Source organism: Halospeciosus flavus (genome assembly GCF_029814175.1).
GTDB classification, from domain to species: Archaea; Halobacteriota; Halobacteria; order Halobacteriales; family Halobacteriaceae; genus Halospeciosus; species Halospeciosus flavus.
This window is the reverse complement of sequence record NZ_CP122312.1, coordinates 1,115,640-1,137,351: the sequence shown is the minus strand read 5'-3', so window position 1 is coordinate 1,137,351 and position 21,712 is coordinate 1,115,640. Positions and strand designations below refer to the sequence as shown.

Genomic DNA, 21,712 nt, shown 5'->3' with positions numbered 1-21,712 from the left:
CGTACCTCTCCGACCACTCCTAGTAGTCTGGAACAATCTGACGGTGGGGGGTCACTGATGGATTGTCCATCAATCTCCGCATTGCGCGCTCAGGTCTCACTAACCCCCGTCATATCGTGGAGGATATCGACGGCGACGGCGCCGATCCACGCACCCGCCGTCGCGTCCATCTCCAGGCCGTGGGTCGCACTCCGAAACGCAGCGTTCTCGACAAGCACACGTCGGACGACGGTCCGCACGCACTCGGCACCGTACTGCTCAAGGATGTCGGCCATGACCACATTCGCGTGTGTCTCACCACCGTCGCGGGCGTCGGCGAGGAGACGCTCACAGACGGCGCCAACGGACGGATGATCGGGATTCCCGGTCGCCTCCCGAACGTCGTAGTAGGGCGTCGACATACAGACACTCACGACTCGCGAGAGCCATCACTCGTTCGGCGTGCACGAACGTCTTCGAGGAGACGTTCGAGGGTCTCTGTGTCCTCGACGTCTTCAAGCGTGTCAGTGAGCGTGTCGAGGAGGCGCCGTCGCTCAACGACATCCGGATCGCCCGATGTTTCGTCAATGGACTCGACGCGGACGACCCGCTCTTCGCTCCAGCCGCATGTCCAGCAATTTCGTGCGAGCACGATACGCCCATCCACGTCGACGTCGAGGATAGCGTCCGCGAGCGACGTCCCTATCGGCCACTCCGGACCGACCTCCTGGGAGAGTGCTGTACTCCCACATCCCGGGCACTCCATATCTCTCGGTCACGCTCGCGGACGGTAAGTCTCTGGGTCGGGCGGCTGTTGGCGACTCGAAACACGACTCATTTTCCTAATCCAGGGGAGGCTATTTTGAGAGAGTTTCAGTCAAACAGGGGACTTCAACAGAGCCAATCATCTCCATACTCTCCCTCGAACTCATATTCTGCAGGAAATTCAGGGTTCGTCGTCGCGGTCCACAGATCATTGATCCGGTTTTCGATAGTCTCAAGGATGAGCTTTAGTATCTCATTTGGATTGTCCGGAAAATCTGCATCAATAGCGTTCTCCTCTTGTGGTCGCGGAGGAATGTGGAAATGTTCACGGCGATTGTGCGAGTTTGGATGCCGGTCCCATCGACACGTCCAGGATTCACCCGACCAATCTTCGCGATACTGGAAGTTAAAGTCTCCATTGAGCCGGAGTCGGAACTCAAGGTTCGCGGTATCGACGACATTTGGGAAGTAGCTGGCCTCAAAGGAGACGACAACCCGGTCTTCTTTCCCGGATGGAAAGTATTGGACCATCTCAATTAGGTCGAGATCGGCGAGCCGACTACCAAGCAGCCTCATTCTTTCTTCGTTGAGATTGTCTGTTCGCCCCATCGAGAATTAGGGCAACATTGAGGCGGGAGTCCCACTCGTATCTGAGTCGAGGCGGAGCTTTGCCTCTCGAAGTTCGCGAAGGCGCCGACTGACGGTGCGCCATTCGCTCAGTTTGTCGTAGGCTTCGTCCAAGTCATCATAGTCGACGTCGGAAAGGACGACTGCTTCTGGAGCAGGCGCCTCAAAGTAGCTCGAAAGCTCCCGTTCACGGACGCGATATTCCTCAATTACGTCTGCAACTGCCTCCGGTGTCTCGAACTCACGGACGAGCTCCGTCACCCGACGAAACTCGAAATAAGCCTCGTTGCGGACGAAGAGTGCCGGATTGTCAGCGACCTTCTCAAGGACGCCGAGCTCAACAAACCACTCGAGATGCGGACGGGCTCCTTCCTTTGTACAGTCAGCACGTTCTGCGATATCCGCGACAGCCGTGGGCGAAGTAAGCGTAGTCGAAACTTCGTAAATTCGATCTTTGACTGTCCGGTCTTCGACCGCCCGATCCCACTCTTCGGTCAAATTGACTTCGGGAGGGGTTGGCGTGTCCTCAGACATTACGAGATAGTACTCTCTACACTCACATTAATTTGTGGGAGCTAAAGTATGTATGCGCCCGTCCTTTTGACCTCCTCCACTGTCTGGAGCAGTGAGAGGGTGCCAATCGTTAGACTCACCACTTGACACAAAATTGTTTGTGCAGCTATGGTGTACTCGGAGATATGGGCGAGGAGAACACGGACTGGCCAGCAGATATGGACGCGGGTGAGCGCCTCAAGCACGTCGCAGAAACGCGAACGACACCACGGAATGCAGGATGGATCGCCGACGAAGCTGCTGTCTCACGGGATACTGCCGCCAAGTACCTCTCACAGCTCGTCGACCAGGGCCTCCTCACGACCGTCGAAACTGACCGCGGAACATGCTACAAGCCAGATACCGTCACTCAATTCCTTAATGAGGTCCGCGACCTCGCGGAAGCGCATACACTCAACGAACTTACAGCGGAACTCAACGCGATCGTGGACGAGATTGATGCATGGAAGGACGAATACGACGTCGACTCGCTCACGGCACTTCGACAGAGTATCGGGCGCGAAGACTTCGACCACGATGAGCGGCAAAAGCGCCTTGAAGCTATCTCCGAATGGGAGTACAACATTGAGATTCGGGAAGCGATCCAAGTTGCCAACGCTCTCAGGAGTTCCCTCACGACTCTTGAGGCAGACACGCTCACTTCCACAAGTAGCGGTAACTACGAACTAGGTATCGGACAGCATTCCAGCTCTACTTAAACCGATTTGCATATGGCTGGTGTTCGCCGGCCTAGCTCCAAATCTGACGGTCTTCTTCACTACGTGCCAGACTCGTTTGCTTGCCACGTGTCCGAAGCGAGCACGATTGACGGAACGGTTTTGCGTCCGCTCGGAGTATGAGACAGACAACGATGGGGATGTACGACCGACTCGTCGTCGAAGACGGACTCGACCTCCCGAAGTTCCCCGCAGAGCGACGCCCGAGCGAGATCGAGTGGCAGACAAAGGAGATTGGCCATCAAACTGGACAGCGGTACAAGCTGACTGCTGAGGGTCGGCTGTTGCGCCACGAGGAGGAGTACCGGAAGAAGACCGCCGCAGAGAAACAAGCCGAAGCGGAATCGCACGGCTTCGACTCGTGGGACGAATACGTCGCGTTCTACGAGGACGCCGATCCGAGCGACGTACTCGAACGCGGACTCTCTCCACTGTCGCCGCGGACGCAGACCGTCGCCGAGGAATACTGGGTGGACCACGAGATGCACAGATCCTTCGAGTTCCACAGCTCGCACGACGATATCGCGGACGGCTTCTTCTGGTCGTACGAGGCTCGCTTTACTCACGGCGCCCTTGAGGCGATCGTGTTCCTCGGTCGCCGTGGCGGTGGCGGTCCAGATACACTGAAGCCGGACGAGCCCGACACGATCCGGTTCTGAACCAAGCGGTGAGTGTGTGTTCCCGCTTCAGTCTGAGAGAGGCAGGTCAGGATCTCGTCGAGTTTCTTGTTCATTGCCTCGACGTCGGTCTCCAACCGAGCCATCCGGTCGTCCGTGTACTCAACCATCGCGTTCTGCAGCTCGTCGTCGAGTTTTCCGTCCGTTTTGCCGCGAACATCTTGGACGAATTCACTTGCCTGTGTTACTATGCTACGGGATTCGATATAGGTCGAATAGCCTCAACCTATATTAAGATTGAGTGGGAACTATATTGTATGACTGAAGACGAGTCGAATTCTGAGGGCCTGATGGAACGCCAGACGACGGGTGAAGATCGTGTTCGGATGGTTGCCCGACAGCTTTCTGAACCGCGGACTGCAAACTGGATCGCTTCCGAAGCGGACTGTTGACATCCTCCCACTAAGCGTGGGATTCCTTACGCGGGTGATTCAGGCGGTCGATTAGACCTGAGACCCCGAAGGCAAGTTTCCCGGTGTGGTACTCTGGTTTGTGGGGTCCTCTTTGGTCGAGTGATCAGGCTGTCGCCAGCCGTGATCGTCCCACTCAAGGCGTGGCACCACTGTTTGGTCGTAGTCGTGGTGTCCATCCTCCGTCGTGTTCTCTCGGGAGGCCACGGGCCGTGCCATCGGCCCTTGTGTTGGAAGGTTGAGGTGCTGTTCGTCGGCTTGTTCACGAAGGAAGTTGACGCTCGCGGCCAAATCGCTATGGCTCTCAGTGCCACAGTCGAGACAGTGGAGTAAGTCCCCGTTTCGATGGACTTCCGTACTCTCACAAGTGGGACACTTTGAGGAGGTCCCGGCTTCACTTTCTTCGCGAACTGTGATGCCGTATTCGTCGCCGAGCACTTCGTCGAGCCGGCGTCGGAAGCGTCCGTGAGCCCAGAAGAGGTGGGTTTTCTCGTTGACCGTCGCCGACCAATGACTTGCACAGACATCGCCTAATTTCCCGACGATGAGTTCATCGACGTCGTGGTTGGCGAGCCACTCGCCGAGATGGCGAACGAGTGCGTCTTGAGCGTGATCGCGTTGGGCATCGCGACGGCGATACAGTTCGCGAATGCGTGGACTCGACCACTGCTCTTCGGGCAGTTCGGACTGTTGGTGGGCAATCCGTCTCGTATACTCGTGGAAGCGCTCGAAGAGCGGGCGGCCGTGGAACAGGAGTTGCTGGCCGGTCGAGGTTGTGACGGCGGCGAGATTATTCGCGCCGATATCCACCGCTGCAACCGTCCCCTCGCCGCGAGAACTGGTTGCCAGTGTAGTGGGAAAACTCGAAGTAGTCGACTGTCGACAATGAGGTGGGTGTTTCTCGTCGCCGACAGACTGGTGTGCGGTGAACGACTCGGCGTCGCGATCGTACACAATCTCTAATCGACCCTGCTTGCCTGTCCAATGTGGCTTTCCACGAACTTCGAGGCGTAACCGCTCGTGGTGCCCCAGCCCGTAGGCTTCCTTCAACTCCATCCCGACCGGGATTTCGACCCGACTCCGATCGCCTAACTCCAGCGTATACTGATCGTTCCGGATGACCGTGTGTAACACTCGCTGCTCGCCATCCTTCCAGTATCCTGGCGGCGACGGTTTGTCTGTGACCGTCTCATTCTCCGGATCACGGTATTTCGAGAGTAACTTGAAGAACGATTTCCACGTCGACCAGTTCTTCTGGACGAGTTGCTGGGGCGTACTCGAACTGAGGACCTGCTTGTAGCGCTGCCGGTATTTCTCCTGGGTGGTCGCACCTTCGACTGCTGTCCGCAGTTCACTGACCGGCACTCGCTGCTCAGCGTTCTCTCGAACGTCGAAGAAAGCCTGCCGGCGCTCGTAATTTACCTCGTTGTAACAGGCAGCCGACGCATCCAACAGTTCGAGCAATAGGCATCGCTCCCGCTGTGAGAATGCCCGTAGCTCGAACGTATTGGTGCGCCGCATCATCAACCTGTACGATTTCACTAGGGAAAACCATTCCGACCCAGAGAATCACGGCCGGCCACAGAACATGGTAATCGAGACAGTGCCTATCGCTTAGACCCACGACTGAAGTCGTAGGCTTCCGCTAATACTCTGTCACATGAGCCGACTAAACGTGTCCTCGAACGACTCGTCGATGATGGCATCCTCCATCGTGATGAAAGTGCTACTCACACGACGTATCTCCCTGACTATCGCCGCCAAGCAATCCAGGAGGCGATGCGTCTGCGAGACAGCGGACACACTGTTGAGGAGCTCACGGACCGCCTCGCCGACATGAAGGCGCAGATTCGGGATTGGGAGGACGAATTCGGAGTCGAGTCGCCGAATCAGATTCGCGGGACGCTCACCGACGAGTCTCTTGACGCCGACGAGGAAGACCATCGTCGCGAGATCGCACGCGAATGGGAACATCTCCAACGGCGTATCGAGATTGTCGGATTCGCCATCCGCGAATGGGACTTCCTCACTCCAACCAACGATCGAACTCGCCGCCTTTAGGCGGTGGAGGTCAAGTATCGTGTTCGTCCGCTCGCTTTCCTACCCGCGGGAGGTCGCGGTCGTAGGTGTTCTTCCACTACCCAGCCCCAATACAGGAGCGTGTCGCCGTCGCTGGTGAAGTAAGAGAGAACATTCCTTCCTCAACGGCGAGTAGTCCTCACACCGGGCGCCATCGAGAGACGTCTATGGGTCGAGCGTGTTCAGCTGCTGGTCGAAATGCCGTTCTCGAACCGCGTGGGCGCCCACACATTCGGCTCGTCGAACGGTTCTGCGAAATTGCCCCGAAGGTAGATCACGAGTCGGTAGTGGGTAGTGGACGCGACGGCGCAACCAGGTTCCACGACGTCGAATTCGTGCCGTATTGGTGTGGGGACGACTCCGAACTCTCGTCACAGAAGGGTCGAACGAGCGCCGACGCCAGGTGGGAGTACGTCGGCGCTCGCAAGCGGAGTGCCACCACGGATACCTCGGTACGCCCGTGAAAGCGTCGAGGCAAGATATCCTACCACTAGCCTGAGAAAAGCTGTTGTGGCTATTTGTTTAGGTATCCACAGACCCTGGACAGCCAAGAGCTATCGCTGTTGTTTACAACGCGAAAAAGGGGTGTCCAGCTAAGAGTCGTGAAGTCCTCATACTGTCAGCCAAAAATACTTCAAAGAAGAGTACGTTACTCCGATATGACCTCTCTCGACAACGTCTCTACCGAAGACCTCCGCCAGGTCTTGGCGGAGGTCGAGGGAAAAAAGCCGTCACAACGGCTCATGGCGGCGATCAATTACCTTGAAGAAGACGGTGCGACGCTACAAGAGGTCGCTGAACGCTATGGATACACTGCTGGCTGGCTCTCGCGGTGGCTTGATCGACTCGAACGGCTCGCCGACGAGCCGTTCGAGGAGGTCGTCTACGACGAACACCGTTCAGGAAGGCCCTCAAAACTCTCCGACAAAGAGCATGAACAGTTCGTTGAAGCGCTTCACAAGTCTCCAGAGGAAGTTGGACTTGACGCGCCTGCGTGGTCTGTTCCACTGCTCGTCACTATCTCGCCGAGGAATTCGACGTTGAGTACTGTGAGCGTCACGTTCGACGATTGATGACCGAGGCCGGGCTGTCCTGGAAGACAGCCCGGCCGGAGTTTCACAAATCCGATGAGAGAGCACAGGAAGCATGGCAAGACGGGTTCAAAAAAAGCGCGACAACCTGGACGACGAATACACGATCTTAGCCATTGATCAGACGCGACAGGTTCTCTCGACACTGATTCACGCATGGTTTCCCAAGGGTGAGCGCCCGTCACTCCCGGTGACGGGCGCGTGGGACAGCATCAAACTTCTCGGTGCAGTCAGCGATACTGATGAGACGTTCTTTCTCCCCTGCGAGGAAAACTTCAACAGCGACACGACGATTCGTCTTCTGGATGCACTCCAGACAGAGTTCGGCGAGAAAATCTGCGTTGTCCTCGATAACGCCTCGTATTTCACGGCGAACAGAGTCCAAGAGTTCGTTGAAGATACTCCGATCGAACTGTGTTACCTTCCGCGGGGTTCACCAGAGCTGAACCCCGCGGAAGAGTGCTGGCGACAACTCGATCAATCACTCGGCAACCGCCTATTCGAAACGCTTGACGAACTTCGTGATGCTGCTCTCTGTGCACTGGACGATATCAACGTACCAGATGTCTTTACGTACTTATGTCCGTGAGTATCAAAAGCTTGGGGAGCCACACGGCTTCGTCCGTGGAAGTGGCACTACCCAAGTGGCTCGTCCGTGACAACGACATCACCTCGATCGGCACTGTTCTCGAGCTTGCCTGGCGAAATATCGAACTCGAAGACCCCCTTCGGGACTGCCAGCGTAGAGCACGCGTTGGGGACGTCCACGACGCCGCTCTGTCGACCTTCGGCAGGGACCGTCCCGAGAATGTGGAGTGCCTGTTGGCCAGTGTAGCCGAATTTCTTCAGATAGTCGATCGCTTGCAGACATGCACGACGATAAGCGGTGTGGGAGTCGATATATCGCTGTTCTCCATCCTCCGTTACCGAATAGCCACAGAACGTGATGTAGTCTTCAAAGTTCGGTCCGCGGTGACCCGGCTCGAAGATCGGATGATCGACGCCGTGTTTTTCCATCCCGTTTTTCACGAGATCGAACTCGACGTCGACGTAGCCGGCCATCTCGATGGCACCACAGAAGGTGATTTCGCCGTCGCCCTGTGAGGCGTGGAAGTCACCGACTGCGAACTTTGCACCATCGACGTACACCGGGAAGTAGATAGTCGACCCGATTGAAAGGTCCTTGATGTCGTGGTTACCGCCGTGTTCCCGCGGTGGGACAGTCCGCGCCGCTTCCTTTGCCGCTGTTTCTGCCTCGTCGGGATCCATCTCGCCCATCTGTGCACCCTCTGTCGTCGGCGGGTTCGCGACGGGTGGTTCTGCTTCGCCGGTCGGGTGGTTGGGGATGGACTCGGGATCTTCCTCGTGTTTGTCGATGAGTTCCTGTTCGCGTTCGTTCCACTCTTCGAGGAGCTCTTGACTGGGCGCACAGCCGGCAAGCCCTGGATGGATCTTCCCCTCGTAGCGGACGTCAGGGACGTGCCGTGACGAAACAGTGTATCCATCGATATCCCAGATGGACTTGGCTGCATCGGAGAAGTGGTCTGTCAGGAATCCACCGCCGTTCTGCTGCGAGAACGTGCCGGTGAACCCGAACTCCGAGCGGTTGTTGAGCGGACCCATGTCGTGGAACTCGACCTTCAGCAGGTCTCCAGGCTCGGCGCCCTCGACGTGCACTGGTCCAGCGAGATAATGGACCTGACTGAGATCGACGTCGCGGACCTCATTCGGGTCATCGTTGTCTCCGATTTGTCCACCAGTCCAGTCGAGCGCTTCAAGCCGGATTGCCTCCCCAGGCTCCGTTTTCGTCGCCGCTGGAATGTCCGGGTGCCAGCGATTGAAGGGATTCGCTCCCGGCTGTTCGTCCGGTGGCTTGTCAACGTCAACTTCGAATTTGACCTCGGGCATATCCGCATATGTGGTTGAATGGCTAACAAATATCTCTTATCCTATTATCGACGTGACATCTCTAGACAGCTGTGTCAGGCCCTATTTCTTATCCGGTCTTGTTGAACAGTAGCGTTTGCACTTGCGTACTCTAACCTTCCTTAAAGAGGTATTAACGCCGAATTCGGTCGTATACGTTCCACTAGGACTCAGCGAGTCTGGTTGCGGTACCCCCTGTTCGCAGAGAAAAGACGGTGGCTACGCTTCTACTTCGTCTCGAATACGGACGTCGTCGCCGACGCTAACCGACTTCCCGTAATCGGACTCTGGGATCTTCGTGATGAGCATTACCGTGAAGAAGTGCTCGAAGGCGTCTCTGTCTGCCCACTCGGGGAGCGTTGCTTCACGCTTCTCGGCGAATCGCTGTTGGAACTTCTCTATTGGCTCGCCGGTATCGGGGTCGCGCGAGGGGACGACACAACGTGCGCAGGCTTCCGCACCCTCGAAGGTAACACCATTCACTTCGAAGGTCGGTGCATCATCGCCGAGGAAACGGTCTTCCCAGAACGCAGGGACACCGCCGATCTCGATGTTCGGCCGAAGACGGATTCGCGCGCCGTCGACGGTCATCTCGTCGAACCACGATGCGACCTCCTCGAGTGTCCCGGTACTGATGACCGACGGACCCAGGTTTGGTCGGTCGATGAAGGATGGCGGTTCTCGACGTCGCAGGTCGACGGGTTCGCCGACGAATTCACTGAACCACTCGCTTGCTGCGTCGCGCTCGGAAGTCAGGTCGAACTCGTACGTCTCACCGGTCTCGTCCATCCGGAGGGTGAGGACGTCGGTTTCTGGATCGAACGACGACGTAACCTCGTGTGTGTGATCGATTTCTTTTCCGTTGAATGTCTTGCCGACAGAGTCGAAGCGGTCTTCGATGACGTTGTCTTCTTCAGGGTCGAGCAACGCGTATTCTCGATCGCCTTCGAACGTCCCCGCCCCATTGATACTGATCGACTCGACGCTCATCCTGTCGAGTCCCTTGACTGGGTAGACCCAGAGATTCTCTATGTGTGCCATCACTACTCTATGTACAATTCAACTTAATAACTATTGGGCATGGTTCTCAATAACCAAGGGTGGTGAGGAGGTCAGGCCCACGGCCAGAATCCGGCTGCCATCAAGTACCCGGCCAGTGCCGTCGCGCCGCCGACGAGGGCTGTAAAGGTCGCAATCGGCTCGGTGTATTCGTCTCGCTCCAGCGCCAAGAGCAGGCAGAACGTTGCCCAGAGAACCCCCCAGACCCACCAGAGGAGAGTGAGCCCGATGTCTCCAGTCAGGAGGGTGAGATAGCCAGTCGGGATAGTGACGACGGCGACGAACGCACAGTACCAGCCAAATCCGCGTTGATCCTCGGTGCCGCGATAGGCGTTGACGCCGAGCCAGAGATACGTGAACGAGAAGAGCATCGTCCCCGCGGCGTTGAAGGGAGTGCCCTGCGACGCTGCGCCGCCGAATCCCCACCACATCACGATCAAGAACGTGATGATGCCGACGAGGAGGTTGAAGATCGCGACGTCATCGTCTCCTCCATACCCGTGTAACCACAGCCCGTTGACGACGAGGACTCCCCCAACGAAGAGCAGCCCCATCCCGAGCACACTATACAACGACATGGCTCAATCTCCTCCGTGGTCGAATCATGAGTGGCATTGTCTCACACTCAATCTGTTTATTTATATCTTTGTTGTTCGGTTCAACCCTTTCACTCTATAATTAACCTTCGCGGTCGTATGGGTACTCGAGTCCGGACGGGTACGTACTCTCGGCCGTCGTATCGAGGCGGAGTGCGATACAGAAACGGTCGAGGCCGACTTCGATACTGGCGAACAGCAGGAGTTCGACGAACTCGTCGATCGTGAAGGTCTCGCGAATCGCGGTGAACTCGGCGTCGGACAAGCGGTGTGGGTCGTTCGCGAGCGCATCCGCGAGACGGACGGCGGCGGCTTCTCTGGTTGTGAGTGCCTGTTCGTCGATATCTGTACTCATCACCGCGTCCTCTTTGGCCGCGATTGTGTCCTCGACTGCGACGGTCCGGACTGTCGCGCAGTATGCACACTCGTGGACGGCCGCGATCCGCAGTCGCATCAACTCGAGGAGTTCGAGATCGATATCCTCGGCGACCGGGAACGTATCGAAGAGTGCGTGGATTCGTTCGAAGAGTTCGGGTGCGTAGGCCATCGCACCGAAGAACGCAGTATCCCGGTACCACCCGTTCTGGGCCTCCTGGAGCAGCCCTGCTACCGTTTCGTCCTCGGCGTCGTCTGGCGACAGTGGTTCGATACGGGTTGGCATACGTTAGCACAGGCATCGTAGAACAGTATAGTTCGCCCGGTCAACGTGGGGCGATGAAGAGCCGGAACTCGAGGTCGTCGCTGTTCGAGCCCTTCACCTCCGAATTAACCTTCTCGAAGGGCTCAATGTCGTCTCTGGTCACACTACAGAGTTCGTCGGCGATATCCTGTACTTCGTTTGCCAACGTTGCGGGCGAGCGGAGTGCGACGCCGTCGTGGAGATCGTCGATCTCGTGGACTTCGTCGATGACGTCAGCTATGGGCGTCCCTTCGTCGACGAAGAGACTGACGTAGGTATGGCCACGATACGTGAGAAGCGGCCTGTCGCCACCCTCCGAGACTGTTCGTCGTTTCTCATGGACGGCGTCGTGGAGTTCCTCGACTTGCTCTTCGAGTTGTTCCCACCACTCCAGTTGGGTCTCGTCGGGCTGGCAGCGAACCCGATAACGGTCGCCTGAGACCTGCTCTAAGAGTCCGTAGGCTGTGAGTAAATCGATTTGTCGTTGTGGGCCGACGCCGTCGAGCAGATCGGTGTCGGTCTCGCGTTGATGAAGTTCGACGACGAGGTCGCCGACGTTGAAGGTGTCCGTCCCAAATACGTCCCAGACGTCCAGATAGACTGTAACGCAATCATCGAGGTCCGGTAAGCGAGGTGAGGTCATCGGTAGCGGGGTTCTGAATCGACCACCTTAGCCTTGTCCCATGTTACCAATATAGCGACACAATGACTTATAGGGGCGGAGGTAACTGGTGTGGGATGACATGACGCAGCGTCGCACACCCGGCTCCAATCTCTGGGTCACACACGAGGTCGATCGCTCGGAAGGGGCGACAGCGCGGGCGGCAAACATCGCCGCAGCAAAATCCCTCGCCGAGGCAGTTCGGACGACGCTCGGTCCGAACGGGATGGACAAGATGGTCGTCGGTAGCGACGGGACCGTCGTCGTCACGAACGACGGTGCGAGTATCCTCGAACGGATGGACCTGGATGACCCGACGGCGAAGATGCTCGCTGAGGCTGCACGGAGTCAGAACGGGACAGTCGGCGACGGGACGACGACGACAGTCACGCTCGTCGGGGCGTTACTCGAATCCGCCGAGAACCTCCTCGAAGAGGGACTCCATCCGACGACGATTATCGAGGGATATCGACGCGCGGCCGAGGAAGCTCTCGATCAACTCCGGAAGGTATCGATCGACGTCGACCCAACAGACGAAGCGGAACTCCGACGCGTTGCCGAGACGGCTGTGACGGGCAAGTGGGACGACGAGTCCGCACGATATCTCTCCTCGCTGGCGGTCAGCGCGCTCACGGACGTCGCAGAAGGGGATTCGGTCGACGTCCGCAACATCACGCTTCAATCGATTCCCGGTGGCTCACTCCGGGACTCTGAGGTGCTCGATGGACTCAGTATCGACATCGGAAGTTCCTCCACGACGATCGAGGCGTTCGACGTTCACCTTCCAGACACGTACGAATCCGCGTCTGTCGCGCTTCTGGATACCGAGCTCACTGTTGACTCAGCCGATGCCGTCTCGCATACGTCTGTTAGTGACGCAGCCCAGCTTCGTGACCTCCAGTCCTACGAGGAGTCTGTCCGTGTCGAGGCGGTCCAACAGCTCTCCGAGCTCGGCGTCGACGTCGTCTTCTGCCAGAAAAGTATCGACGACGAGATCCGAATGCGTCTCGCCAGAGAGGGCATCCTTTCCATCGAGCGGACGCGACAGGACGAGATGCACAAGGTCGCCAGCGTGACCGGCGCCGTGCTCGAACGCAACGTCGACGACCTGGCACTGACCGACATCGGCCAAGCACCGCGTATCGACCGGCGTTCAGTCGGCACGACCGACCTCGTCGTTATCTCGACGGACGTCCCCGGATCACACGTCTCGCTTCTCCTTCGTGGTGGGACCGAACACGTCGCCGAGGAGACGAAACGCGTGATCAAGGACTGTTTCTCCGTCGCGCAACTCGCCCTTCAGGACAAAGCAGTTGTTCCCGGTGGTGGAGCAAGCGAGATGGCGCTTGCCCACCACCTCGATACCTTCGCCTCCCAGGTCGGCGGTCGATCACAGCTCGCCGTCGAATCGTTCGCGGAGGCACTCGAAGCGATCCCTCGGACGCTCGCCACCAGTGCTGGGCTCGACGCGATCGACACGCTCGCAGAGCTTCGTACTCATCAGCACCGTGGAGAGACGACCGCGGGCGTCGACGTCGTGAATGGGACAGTCGCCGACATGCGCGCGGAAGCGGTGCTCGAACCACTGGCGGTGAAACATTATGCACTCACGAATGCACTCGAAGGCGCGACGATGATCCTCCGCGTCGACGACATCATCGCGGCCGAGCAGACTGGCGGGGATCACGACCACGGCCACGACCACGATCATGACCACGGTCACGGTGGACTCCAGGACACTGGCGGCTACCCCTGGGCCGTCGGTCATTAACCTGTGTACCGACAATTTTGACGAGTTCACTCACTCAATATTACGCCTATTAAATACGTGGAAAATACAGGATAGATATTTAACTGATTAGTCTGATTGTTACCACGGACCATGCCAGAGACGATCTTCGAAGTCGACGTCGACAAACCACCGGAAGAGCAACCGGATCCAGTTGTCAACCGGTGGCATCCGGACGTCCCAGCGGCAGCATCCGTCGAGCCGGGTGAGAAGTTCCGGGTTGAAACGCTCGATTGGACTGGGGGGCAGGTGAACAACGACGACAGTGCAAACGACATTCGGGACATGGAGCTTGACCCGAACCACCACCTCAGTGGTCCCATCGAGGTCGAAGGCGCCGAGCCCGGAGACCTGCTCGTCGTCGATATCCTGGACCTCGGTCCGTTCCCGGATCTCGAGTGGGGGTTCACGGGCATCTTCGACCAGGAGAACGGGGGTGGCTTCCTCACAGACAAGTTCCCGAACGCCCGGAAAGCGATCTGGGAGTTCGACGGCGTCTATACCCATTCACGCCACGTACCCGACGTCCACTTCGCAGGACTCTCACACCCGGGGATTCTCGGGACTTCGCCGTCTCACGAGCTCCTCGAGGAGTGGAACGAACGCGAAGGCGAGCTTATCGAACGCGGCCCGGACGCCAAGACTGCAGTCAACCACGAGACCGGCAAGGACGAACCACCACTCGCACTCCCACCCGAGCCCAACGACGTCCTTCTCGGCGACATGGACGAAGACGACGTCGAGGAGGCCGCCGAGAAAGCAGCCCGCACGATCCCGCCGCGGGAGAACGCCGGGAACTGTGACATCAAGAACCTCAGTCGTGGGTCGCGTGTCTACCTGCCCGTCTTCGTCGAGGGTGGAAAGATCATCACGGGCGACCTCCACTTCTCGCAGGGTGACGGCGAGATTACGTTCTGTGGCGCCATCGAAATGCCCGGGTGGCTCGACCTGCAGGTCGACGTCATCAAGAACGGGATGGAGAAATTCGGCGTCGACCACGCCATCTTCAAGCCCGGCAACGTCGAGCCGCAGTTCTCCGAGTTCATCACTTTCGAGGGGTATTCCGTCACGGAGGATGGCGAGCAACACTACAAGAACGCCAATATCGGGATGCGTCGCGCCTGCCTCGACGCCATCGACTACCTGACCAACTTCGGGTACACGAAAGAACAGGCGTACATCATCCTGAGTACGGCACCGGTCGAGAGTCGTCTCGCCGGTGTCGTCGACCTTCCGAACACCTGCGTGACCGTCTCCGTTCCGCAGGAAGTCTTCGACTTCAACGTCGACCCGGACAACCTCGAAAACGCAGGCGGTGTCGACCGCGGCACGGCTGCCACGCCTGACTGATTCAGTTGGTGAATCAGGTCTTGGCTGGACAGTCAGCGCCACGGTCCACAATTTCTTGACCGTCGAAGTCGAGAGCGTGAGTAATGCATCGCGAACACTTGCACCGGCTTCAGGTCGTGGTCTTCATCGCGGTCGGTGCGTTCGCAGGTGCGAACCTTCGTCATTTGCTCGCGGTACTCGTCCCGGTCCCCGGAGAGACATTCATCGCGAACGTGGTGGGATGTTTCGCGCTCGGCTTCCTCGTCTATGAATCCGAGTTCGTTGGTTTCCTCTCGGAGGATTTCTCGCTGCTCGCGGGCACGGGCTTTCTGTCGTCGTTCACGACGTACAGTACGTTCGCTCTCGAGACTCTGCAAGTGTCGCCCGTCCTCGGCGTCGTTAACGTCGTGGCGAACTATGGCGTCGGATTCGCCGCCGTCTTGCTCGGTCGGTCGCTTGCCGCCCGCTTTGGAGGTGAGTCGAGTGATTGAGCCCGCCTATCTCGTCGGCGCGGGTGCAGTCGTCGGCGCGCTCTCGCGGTACGAGACGAATCGGCTTCTTCACGCTTGGCTCGGAGACTCCGCGTTTCCCGCAGGGACCTTCACGGTGAACGTCATCGGGAGTTTCATCCTCGGGTTCGTGACGTTCCTTGGTGTGGGTGATGCCGTCCTCTACGCCGTCGGGACTGGTGCCTGTGGGTCGTACACGACGTTCTCGTCTTTCTCTGTCGATACTGTGCAACTGTGGGAGGAGGGCCGTCGAGCGCTGTCGGTACTCTACGCCTCCGTGAATCTCGGTGGGGCACTCGCGGCGATCGGTCTGGCCTGGGTTCTTGTCTCGGGTTTCTAGTTGGTGGTGTCTCAGCCGAGATGGGATGGTGGACCATTCACGATTCCGCTACGTGGCTGGCAGCACACTCCTGAAGGTCGGCTTCTTCGACAGCCATTGCGGTCTCCATCCTCAGCAGGTACGAAGCCACGGTACAAACGACGACTCGTGGTCTCGCGAGCCGCGCTCAACTCTCCGCGTCGTCGATCAGTTGCATGAACTCCTTCAACTCTTGAGGGGAGAGTTCATTCATCTCTTCTCGAGCGGTCTGCTGGATCCGCTCGCGCTCGGCGATGAGTTTCTCGTAGCGCTCATCGCCTTGAAGCTCCTCCTCCGAGTACCGCTTCTCGAGGGTGCCGATTTTCGAGCTTAGTTTGAACAGCGCCCGCGTTTCGCGGGCGTACCGTGTCCAGGTAAATAATTCCTCGACGGCGTCGATGAGGTCCTCGCGGTCAAGCGGCTTTGTGAGGTACATGTCGAAGTCCATCTCGACGATGTCCCACTCCGGATCGACGGCGGTCATCATGGCGATGCATGCATCTCCTTCCTGCTCGCGAATCTTCGGGAGGGCCTCGTCGCCCGCCATCGTCGGCATTCGCCGATCAAGCAACACGACGTCGATATGCGGACCATACTGCTCGACAGCCTCGTCGCCATCGTGTGCGAGCGTGACGTCCCACGCTGCTTCGAGCCACAGTTTGACCGTATTGGCGAACGCCTCATCGTCGTCGACGACGAGGACGTGCCCACCATCCGTCGTCGTCTCCGCAGACCCACCGCCACCATCGGAGAGAGGCCCACCAGATGCCCCACCTCCAGACCGGGGGAAGTCCATAACACTAGCTAATGGAGTGATACGAATAAGCGGCATGGTAGCACAGGCCACTCAGTCTGTGGCGGCTTCGACAAACACGAGATCGAACACTGTTCCGGTCTCAGTGTCGGTCTCGGTGTCCGTGTCTTCGCCCCTCGCGTCGTTATCGCGAATGTTGACTGCCCCGCCGTAGGTGTGCATCATCTCCTTCACTAGGTACAACCCGAAGCCGTTCCCGGGTTCGGTTAGTTCGGAGACTCCCTTTTCGAGGACTGCCTCTTTCTCGTCGTCGGGGATGCCCGGACCGTTGTCGGCGACGTGCACGATGAGGGAGTCACGGTCCTCGAAGTCCGGGTCGACGTCGTCGTCCTCGGCGCGTTGGTCCGTGAGTACCTCGCCGCTGTCCGGGTCGACAGGGACTGTATGCGTTACCTCTGAGGTCCAGACTTGCCTCGTTGAATCACAAGACAGCGTCGGGGTAGGGAAGACTATTCGTAGTTTCACAGCGTCAGAGACGGGTTCTTGACCTCAGAAGATGCAGTAGCTGTCACTCACGGCGGTTGCTGATGAGTCAAAACTATGGCACCTTGCTCCGTTGTTCGAGTGACGACGGCGATGCCTCTCCCGGATACGTCCGGAGAAGGGGAGCAGGCGGCGAGCCTAACTCGCCGCCTGCGTCAGGTTATGGATGATGCACTTCCGAGTCAGCTCCCGGAACTGGCCGTGCCAGCTCCGGGAGCGCAGCTTCTCGCCGTCGTCTTCCTTCAACTGCGAGAAGCCCGTCTCACTCATCCAGCGTTGGTTGTAGTCCTCGTTCATCCGGGCGTTGTGAGCCTTCTGCAACGGTGTTTGCTCCTGTGCTTGATCAACGGTCGCGTTGATTCGGAGCGACACTCCTCACGGAGGTCGCTCCACGAGTAGTTCGCGTCAGCAGACAGCACCCGCAGGTCTTCCGCGTTCCGGCGGAAGACCTGCATCCCGATGTGGCCGTCCCACGCCTTCTGCGTCGTGTAGTGAACGTCCTTGATCGCAGCGAGTTCACGTCAATCAAGATCGTCGTCTTCATCGACTGGAACGAGTAATTCGCGCGGTCGCGGTAGTGGTAGCTGGTTTGATCGCGCTGGAAGCCGCTCGCGTCAATCGCGGCTTCGCCACTCCAGCCCGCCTGCTCCGCGCTTCGGCGGAGCAGGCGGCGGAGTTCACGCATTCGATACTCGTTTTCCCACCGGCAGAACGAGCTGTAGTGTGGTGCTTCGTCAAGTCCAAACACGGCAAGAACACCGGGCATCTCGTTGAGGTAGTCCTCGGATTCACGGAGGCTCTTTTCCAGTTCGACACGGTACAGAATCAACGCGATCTGCACCCACTCGGCGTACCCGCCCGCGCCGTCCGGCGCGGCGGGTACGTCCGGATCGTCAACGTGCTGTTTGGCAAGGTTTCGACACATCCAAGCAAGCCGTCTGAGCGATACCATATCGCCAGACGGCGTCCAATTCCTGGTTAGCTTGACGGAATCTTCCGGGGAGAGCGTCTGAAACTTCCATCAATCGGTGGCAAAACAAGGCATCTGTTTATCAAGCGGCAAGTACAGAATGGCTAGGACTCAGAAGCCGTTCTTCTGACTGGGTCGTTCCATGTCGCCCGAGTCTCGGTCCACGATATCCTTGGTCTCAGATGGGCGCAACTTCCGTCCTTGGTTCGGTGAGCGTGGTGCCTACTGGCGCATCGAGGAAATGTTGAGTGGGTGTAGCTGGTGCGAGACTGGGCGAGAAGCCGTTGGCGACGTCGATATCTCGATCTCCGCGGCGTCGACTGTGACTGGGCCCTAACCGGAAACGGTCCCTTCCCAGTCACGTCGGTAGCGACCGTAAACGGCGACGCCACTCCTCTCTTTTCAGGAGTTATCCACACAAATTCATTTGTGTCGAACATGGGATAGGAATGGCTTGCTACTTTCAGTATGGGCTGTCTCTAGTCATTGCGGGAAGCGTACATCTACGGAGGGGAACTGTCTGTGAACGGACCAAATCGAGCGGGTGATTCCCAGGGGGAGGGCGCTCTCGCTGACTCACGGTCAATCCCACCACCGTTCCGCGAGACCATCCAGGAGCGGGTTCGTGCCGTCGACCTCGTCTTGCTGATCGGACCGGCGGTACTCCTTGTGTGGGTATTTTCGTTGCCGACGGCACTGCGCTATACGCTGGTCTTTGACCCAGCACAGCCGTCGCTCCGTACTGCCTTCTCGGCCAATTACGTTCACCTGACGTGGTTGCACCTTCTCTCGAACGTTGCTGGCTATCTCTTGCTAGCGAGTGTCGTCTATCTACTGGCCGTCATCAACGGAACCCGCAGGCGCTTCCAGACAGTCGTGATGGGGATACTTCTGGTCTTCCCGGTGCCACTGTCGTATCTCGACTTAGTGCTCGACCTTCCGGGAATCGTCCTAGGGTTCTCCGGACTCAATATGGCTCTCCTTGGATACGGCATCGTCGAGATCTCGGTCTATATCCGGAACTACGTGACCGATCGCTTCGATGTAGAGAACGCACCCGGGTTCTTCTTCGCCACCACGACGTTCGTCGGTGCGATGTATGCCGAGACGACAGTCGGGTTCGTCTTTCTGGGTGCGTCGGCGCTCATCGCGCTCTTCTACTGGATCGAGATTCTCCTGTCGATCGAGTTCTTGATCGTTGGCTCGAAGCAGATCCTCGATCATCCTGGCTACGTCGAGTTACTCGCCGGCGGGATACTTCTCTCGGCTGGCTTTGTCTTGGCTGCATTCCCGGCTGATCCAGTGTACCACTCTAGCGTCGTCAATATCTATTTGCACTTCGCTGGCTTCGCGATGGGATTCATTTCGACGTACACGTGGGTGACGCTCGGTCGATACGTGCGTTCTGAGTGAGAGCATCCTTCTTGTGCAGAGAGAATGCATGGTTTGTCCCAGCCAGGATATCGCGCCGTCGACCATCGCGTCCATATATCGAACGACGGCAATCGCGCCGTCGAGAGCAGCGTATGAACCGTTTTGTGGCTTCTCAATCAGTCCATAGGTTGCTTAGCGCTCCGAAAGGAACGCTGTGACGTCGCCGATGTCGCCCCCAAACGGGTCGTCGCGATGGATTCACGCCACACGAAACAGCCCCGAGATCGCCGTCTTGAGGCGTCGAACGACGCAGACACGGGGATTCGCCGTCGGCACAAACCACTCTCGATGTAGACAGTTACCCGGCGAAAAATCTCCATAGATTGCTGCCGTAGTGCGATTCGGGGCAATCTATGGAGCGTCTCGAGAACGGAGTAGTCGACGACGCCACCGTTCGGGCCTCGCTGTATCCCGGCAGCTCACGCCCGAGATCGGCCGTTCGACGTCGCGTCCATAGCCATCCACGGAAAGTGGGGTGCTGACCAGCCATGTCGCTCCTGATTCCGCGCTCTCGCACATCTCTTTCGGGGCACGACGCAATCTATGGACTGACTGAGAAGGGGCTATTGGTACTCTCGAGGATGGACAGTCAGTAGATTGGCAAGCGGCAACCTATGGAGATCGGGAGCCGTATCGAACGATTCCTGATTGTCTGAAGAAAACAGCGAGAGTTCCACGGGTCACCTGACCCGTGGTCGTTTACTCGTCTCTCAGACGGATCTCTGTGGTGTCGACGTCGAGCGTGTGTTCACGCTTTGCCTATGTCGGGTTCGCCGCCTATCGTCTTCGAGAGGTCAGTAGATCTGGTCAAGGGAGACCACGAGTCGCGACGTCGCGACACCCCTCCGTATTGTTTCTGTTGGCCGCGTGGCCACAGACATTGTCCATCCCCCGGACGTTATTCGGGATATGCTCCCCCTCGCCCATGCCGCAATCGGACTCCTCGCGTACGCGGGTGTCCAACTCCCCAGGGATTGGCGATCGCTCACTGTCGGCGGCGCCGCCGCGGCCCTCCTGGGGAGTCAGTTTCCCGACCTCATCGATAAACCTCTCGCGTACATGGGGTTGATCCCGAGTGGCCGCTCGGTCGCATATTCACTCTTCGTGCTCGGCGTAGTCGGGCTCTTCCTCTACGTCTATACGCCCTCCGAGTGGCGACTGGAGGCACTCGCCTTCTTGACAGCCGCACTGTCCCACCCCCTCGTCGACGCCCATCAGCAATTGCTCGAGCAAGGTGTTTCGGGCCTTCCGGGGTATCTCCTCTGGCCGATTACGCAGGCGCCGCGCTATGGTGATCCCGCGGCGCCGTGGCTACGCGTGGTCCGGATTTACTCATCGCCCGATCTCGGGTTGCAGACGCTGGGTCTGCTCGCAATTGTTGGCGTCGTCTTTGCCGGACGCGCCGCCGTCGAGCTGTATCAGATCTCGGAAGTAACTATGCGCGCAGCGTTGGGAATGGTTAGGAATTAACTTCGCAATCGCGACGTCGTAGAAAGTGCTGCACATCCACAAGATCCTCCGTGAATCCTAATGAGACGTGAGAGATCACGAGAGCCGCTGGGGTTGCTTGTCGTTCACTTCGACGGCGGTCTTCAAGAGACTCGGCTCGTAACCTTGGTCCTTCGTGGCGCCGATGATGGCGGCCACATCTTTCGGGAAGCAACTCCCGCCCCATCCGACGCCGCTTCGAAGTGCTCTGTTGAATAGCGGTGCTTCCGTAGCAACTCTCGGCCTAAGTGGTCTTGTGAGACCGTCTCCATAGATGCGCCAAAATCGGGATGGCCCTTTCTCCGCTCAGAGGCCGCTATTCAACACGGCACTTCGAAGGAACCGCTCGCCGATCCGGTCGTCAAGACCGATCGCCTCGGCGACCTCGTAGGCGTCGATGCCGAACTCCTTACAGATGTTCCCGAGTTCGTTGATGAGCGAGACCTTCGTCGCGAGGAAGGCGTTGTTCGCGTACTTAATCATCTCCGCTTCCGAAACGCCGGTCTTAACGACGGGTACGTCCGTGTGTTCGAGGAGTAAGTCGAAGATGTCGTCAGGTGCGTTGAGCGTAAAGATATCACAGATTCACGGCGGTTGATGGCCTGCAGCCGTCAGCAACGGGCGTCTGCATAGCTTCGAGCTGTCGAAAATTCTCGAAAAGAGTCTCCTCTGTCCAGTCCTCCACTATCCATCCAGACCG

Annotated in this window: 20 protein-coding genes and 5 pseudogenes; 11 read left to right on the top strand and 14 right to left on the bottom strand. The window is 58.2% G+C overall.

Annotation, left to right across the window (positions count from 1 at the left end; genetic code table 11):
* Window positions 1-89: 89 nt before the first annotated feature.
* From P0Y33_RS05955 to P0Y33_RS05940, 4 genes are all read right to left on the bottom strand, one after another.
* Window positions 90-401: a hypothetical protein gene (locus tag P0Y33_RS05955; protein WP_279529628.1), complete on the bottom strand. Its 312-nt coding sequence runs from the start codon at window positions 399-401 to the stop codon at window positions 90-92.
* Window positions 402-409: 8 nt separating this feature from the next.
* The gene (locus tag P0Y33_RS05950) at window positions 410-745 is read right to left on the bottom strand and encodes a hypothetical protein (protein ID WP_279529627.1); all 336 of its coding nucleotides are present in this window, start codon (window positions 743-745) and stop codon (window positions 410-412) included.
* A 125-nt stretch (window positions 746-870) separates the two neighbouring features.
* On the bottom strand, window positions 871-1,320 hold the full coding sequence (locus tag P0Y33_RS05945; RefSeq protein WP_279529626.1) for a hypothetical protein: 450 nt from the start codon (window positions 1,318-1,320) through the stop codon (window positions 871-873).
* Between the two features lie 39 nt (window positions 1,321-1,359).
* Entirely contained in the window at window positions 1,360-1,905 is a 546-nt protein-coding gene (locus P0Y33_RS05940) for a DUF7342 family protein (RefSeq protein WP_279529625.1), read from the bottom strand.
* Window positions 1,906-2,069: 164 nt separating this feature from the next.
* Between P0Y33_RS05940 and P0Y33_RS05935 the strand changes: the two genes are divergently transcribed.
* From P0Y33_RS05935 to P0Y33_RS05925, 3 genes and pseudogenes are all read left to right on the top strand, one after another.
* Window positions 2,070-2,642, top strand: coding sequence for a DUF7342 family protein (locus tag P0Y33_RS05935; RefSeq protein WP_279529624.1), 573 nt, complete (start codon window positions 2,070-2,072; stop codon window positions 2,640-2,642).
* Between the two features lie 137 nt (window positions 2,643-2,779).
* Window positions 2,780-3,319: a hypothetical protein gene (locus P0Y33_RS05930; protein WP_279529623.1), complete on the top strand. Its 540-nt coding sequence runs from the start codon at window positions 2,780-2,782 to the stop codon at window positions 3,317-3,319.
* Window positions 3,320-3,594: 275 nt separating this feature from the next.
* Window positions 3,595-3,726, top strand: a pseudogene (locus tag P0Y33_RS05925) (DUF7342 family protein); the annotation flags it as partial.
* Between the two features lie 54 nt (window positions 3,727-3,780).
* Here the strand turns inward: P0Y33_RS05925 and P0Y33_RS05920 are convergent.
* Complete coding sequence (locus P0Y33_RS05920; RefSeq protein WP_279529622.1) at window positions 3,781-5,268, bottom strand: RNA-guided endonuclease InsQ/TnpB family protein; 1,488 nt, start codon at window positions 5,266-5,268, stop codon at window positions 3,781-3,783.
* A gap of 117 nt (window positions 5,269-5,385) precedes the next feature.
* Here P0Y33_RS05920 and P0Y33_RS05915 point away from each other — a divergent pair.
* Window positions 5,386-5,808: pseudogene (locus tag P0Y33_RS05915) on the top strand (DUF7342 family protein); the annotation flags it as partial.
* A 677-nt stretch (window positions 5,809-6,485) separates the two neighbouring features.
* Window positions 6,486-7,506 (top strand): annotated as a pseudogene (locus P0Y33_RS05910) (IS630 family transposase).
* 47 nt (window positions 7,507-7,553) lie between these two features.
* Here P0Y33_RS05910 and fmdA (P0Y33_RS05905) read toward each other — a convergent pair.
* The 5 genes from fmdA (P0Y33_RS05905) to P0Y33_RS05885 all read right to left on the bottom strand — a co-directional run bounded on the left by fmdA (P0Y33_RS05905) (window position 7,554) and on the right by P0Y33_RS05885 (window position 11,820).
* On the bottom strand, window positions 7,554-8,825 hold the full coding sequence (gene fmdA, locus P0Y33_RS05905) for a formamidase (RefSeq protein ID WP_279529621.1): 1,272 nt from the start codon (window positions 8,823-8,825) through the stop codon (window positions 7,554-7,556).
* 237 nt (window positions 8,826-9,062) lie between these two features.
* Window positions 9,063-9,884 carry an MOSC domain-containing protein gene (locus P0Y33_RS05900; RefSeq protein ID WP_279529620.1) on the bottom strand — a complete coding sequence of 274 codons (822 nt, stop codon included), beginning with the start codon at window positions 9,882-9,884 and terminating at the stop codon, window positions 9,063-9,065.
* Window positions 9,885-9,955: 71 nt separating this feature from the next.
* Window positions 9,956-10,480 (bottom strand): AmiS/UreI family transporter, encoded by a 525-nt coding sequence (locus tag P0Y33_RS05895; RefSeq protein ID WP_279529619.1) that lies wholly within the window; start codon window positions 10,478-10,480, stop codon window positions 9,956-9,958.
* Between the two features lie 100 nt (window positions 10,481-10,580).
* Window positions 10,581-11,159 (bottom strand): carboxymuconolactone decarboxylase family protein, encoded by a 579-nt coding sequence (locus P0Y33_RS05890; RefSeq protein WP_279529618.1) that lies wholly within the window; start codon window positions 11,157-11,159, stop codon window positions 10,581-10,583.
* A gap of 40 nt (window positions 11,160-11,199) precedes the next feature.
* Window positions 11,200-11,820, bottom strand: a complete 621-nt coding sequence (locus P0Y33_RS05885) for a hypothetical protein (protein ID WP_279529617.1) — start codon at window positions 11,818-11,820, stop codon at window positions 11,200-11,202.
* Window positions 11,821-11,920: 100 nt separating this feature from the next.
* Between P0Y33_RS05885 and thsA the strand changes: the two genes are divergently transcribed.
* The 4 genes from thsA (at window position 11,921) to crcB (ending at window position 15,805) form a co-directional block, all read left to right on the top strand.
* Window positions 11,921-13,609, top strand: coding sequence for a thermosome subunit alpha (gene thsA, locus P0Y33_RS05880; protein WP_279529616.1), 1,689 nt, complete (start codon window positions 11,921-11,923; stop codon window positions 13,607-13,609).
* A gap of 111 nt (window positions 13,610-13,720) precedes the next feature.
* Window positions 13,721-14,977, top strand: a complete 1,257-nt coding sequence (fmdA, locus tag P0Y33_RS05875) for a formamidase (protein WP_279529615.1) — start codon at window positions 13,721-13,723, stop codon at window positions 14,975-14,977.
* Window positions 14,978-15,060: 83 nt separating this feature from the next.
* The gene (locus P0Y33_RS05870; protein ID WP_279529614.1) at window positions 15,061-15,447 is read left to right on the top strand and encodes a fluoride efflux transporter FluC; all 387 of its coding nucleotides are present in this window, start codon (window positions 15,061-15,063) and stop codon (window positions 15,445-15,447) included.
* The gene (gene crcB, locus P0Y33_RS05865; protein WP_279529613.1) at window positions 15,440-15,805 is read left to right on the top strand and encodes a fluoride efflux transporter CrcB; all 366 of its coding nucleotides are present in this window, start codon (window positions 15,440-15,442) and stop codon (window positions 15,803-15,805) included. The genes P0Y33_RS05870 and crcB overlap by 8 nt, the downstream gene beginning before the upstream one ends.
* Window positions 15,806-15,971: 166 nt before the next feature.
* On the opposite strand, the gene P0Y33_RS05860 is transcribed toward crcB, so the two are convergent.
* From P0Y33_RS05860 to P0Y33_RS05850, 3 genes and pseudogenes are all read right to left on the bottom strand, one after another.
* Complete coding sequence (locus P0Y33_RS05860; protein ID WP_279529612.1) at window positions 15,972-16,619, bottom strand: response regulator; 648 nt, start codon at window positions 16,617-16,619, stop codon at window positions 15,972-15,974.
* 51 nt (window positions 16,620-16,670) lie between these two features.
* Entirely contained in the window at window positions 16,671-16,922 is a 252-nt protein-coding gene (locus P0Y33_RS05855) for an ATP-binding protein (RefSeq protein ID WP_279529611.1), read from the bottom strand.
* A gap of 336 nt (window positions 16,923-17,258) precedes the next feature.
* Window positions 17,259-18,072 (bottom strand): annotated as a pseudogene (locus tag P0Y33_RS05850) (IS5-like element ISH1A family transposase).
* A gap of 540 nt (window positions 18,073-18,612) precedes the next feature.
* Here P0Y33_RS05850 and P0Y33_RS05845 point away from each other — a divergent pair.
* Both P0Y33_RS05845 and P0Y33_RS05840 read left to right on the top strand, forming a co-directional pair.
* Window positions 18,613-19,503, top strand: coding sequence for a hypothetical protein (locus P0Y33_RS05845; protein WP_279529610.1), 891 nt, complete (start codon window positions 18,613-18,615; stop codon window positions 19,501-19,503).
* Between the two features lie 930 nt (window positions 19,504-20,433).
* Entirely contained in the window at window positions 20,434-20,994 is a 561-nt protein-coding gene (locus P0Y33_RS05840; RefSeq protein WP_279529609.1) for a metal-dependent hydrolase, read from the top strand.
* Window positions 20,995-21,075: 81 nt separating this feature from the next.
* On the opposite strand, the pseudogene P0Y33_RS05835 reads toward P0Y33_RS05840, so the two are convergent.
* Window positions 21,076-21,534 (bottom strand): annotated as a pseudogene (locus P0Y33_RS05835) (hypothetical protein); the annotation flags it as partial.
* Window positions 21,535-21,712: the final 178 nt, after the last annotated feature.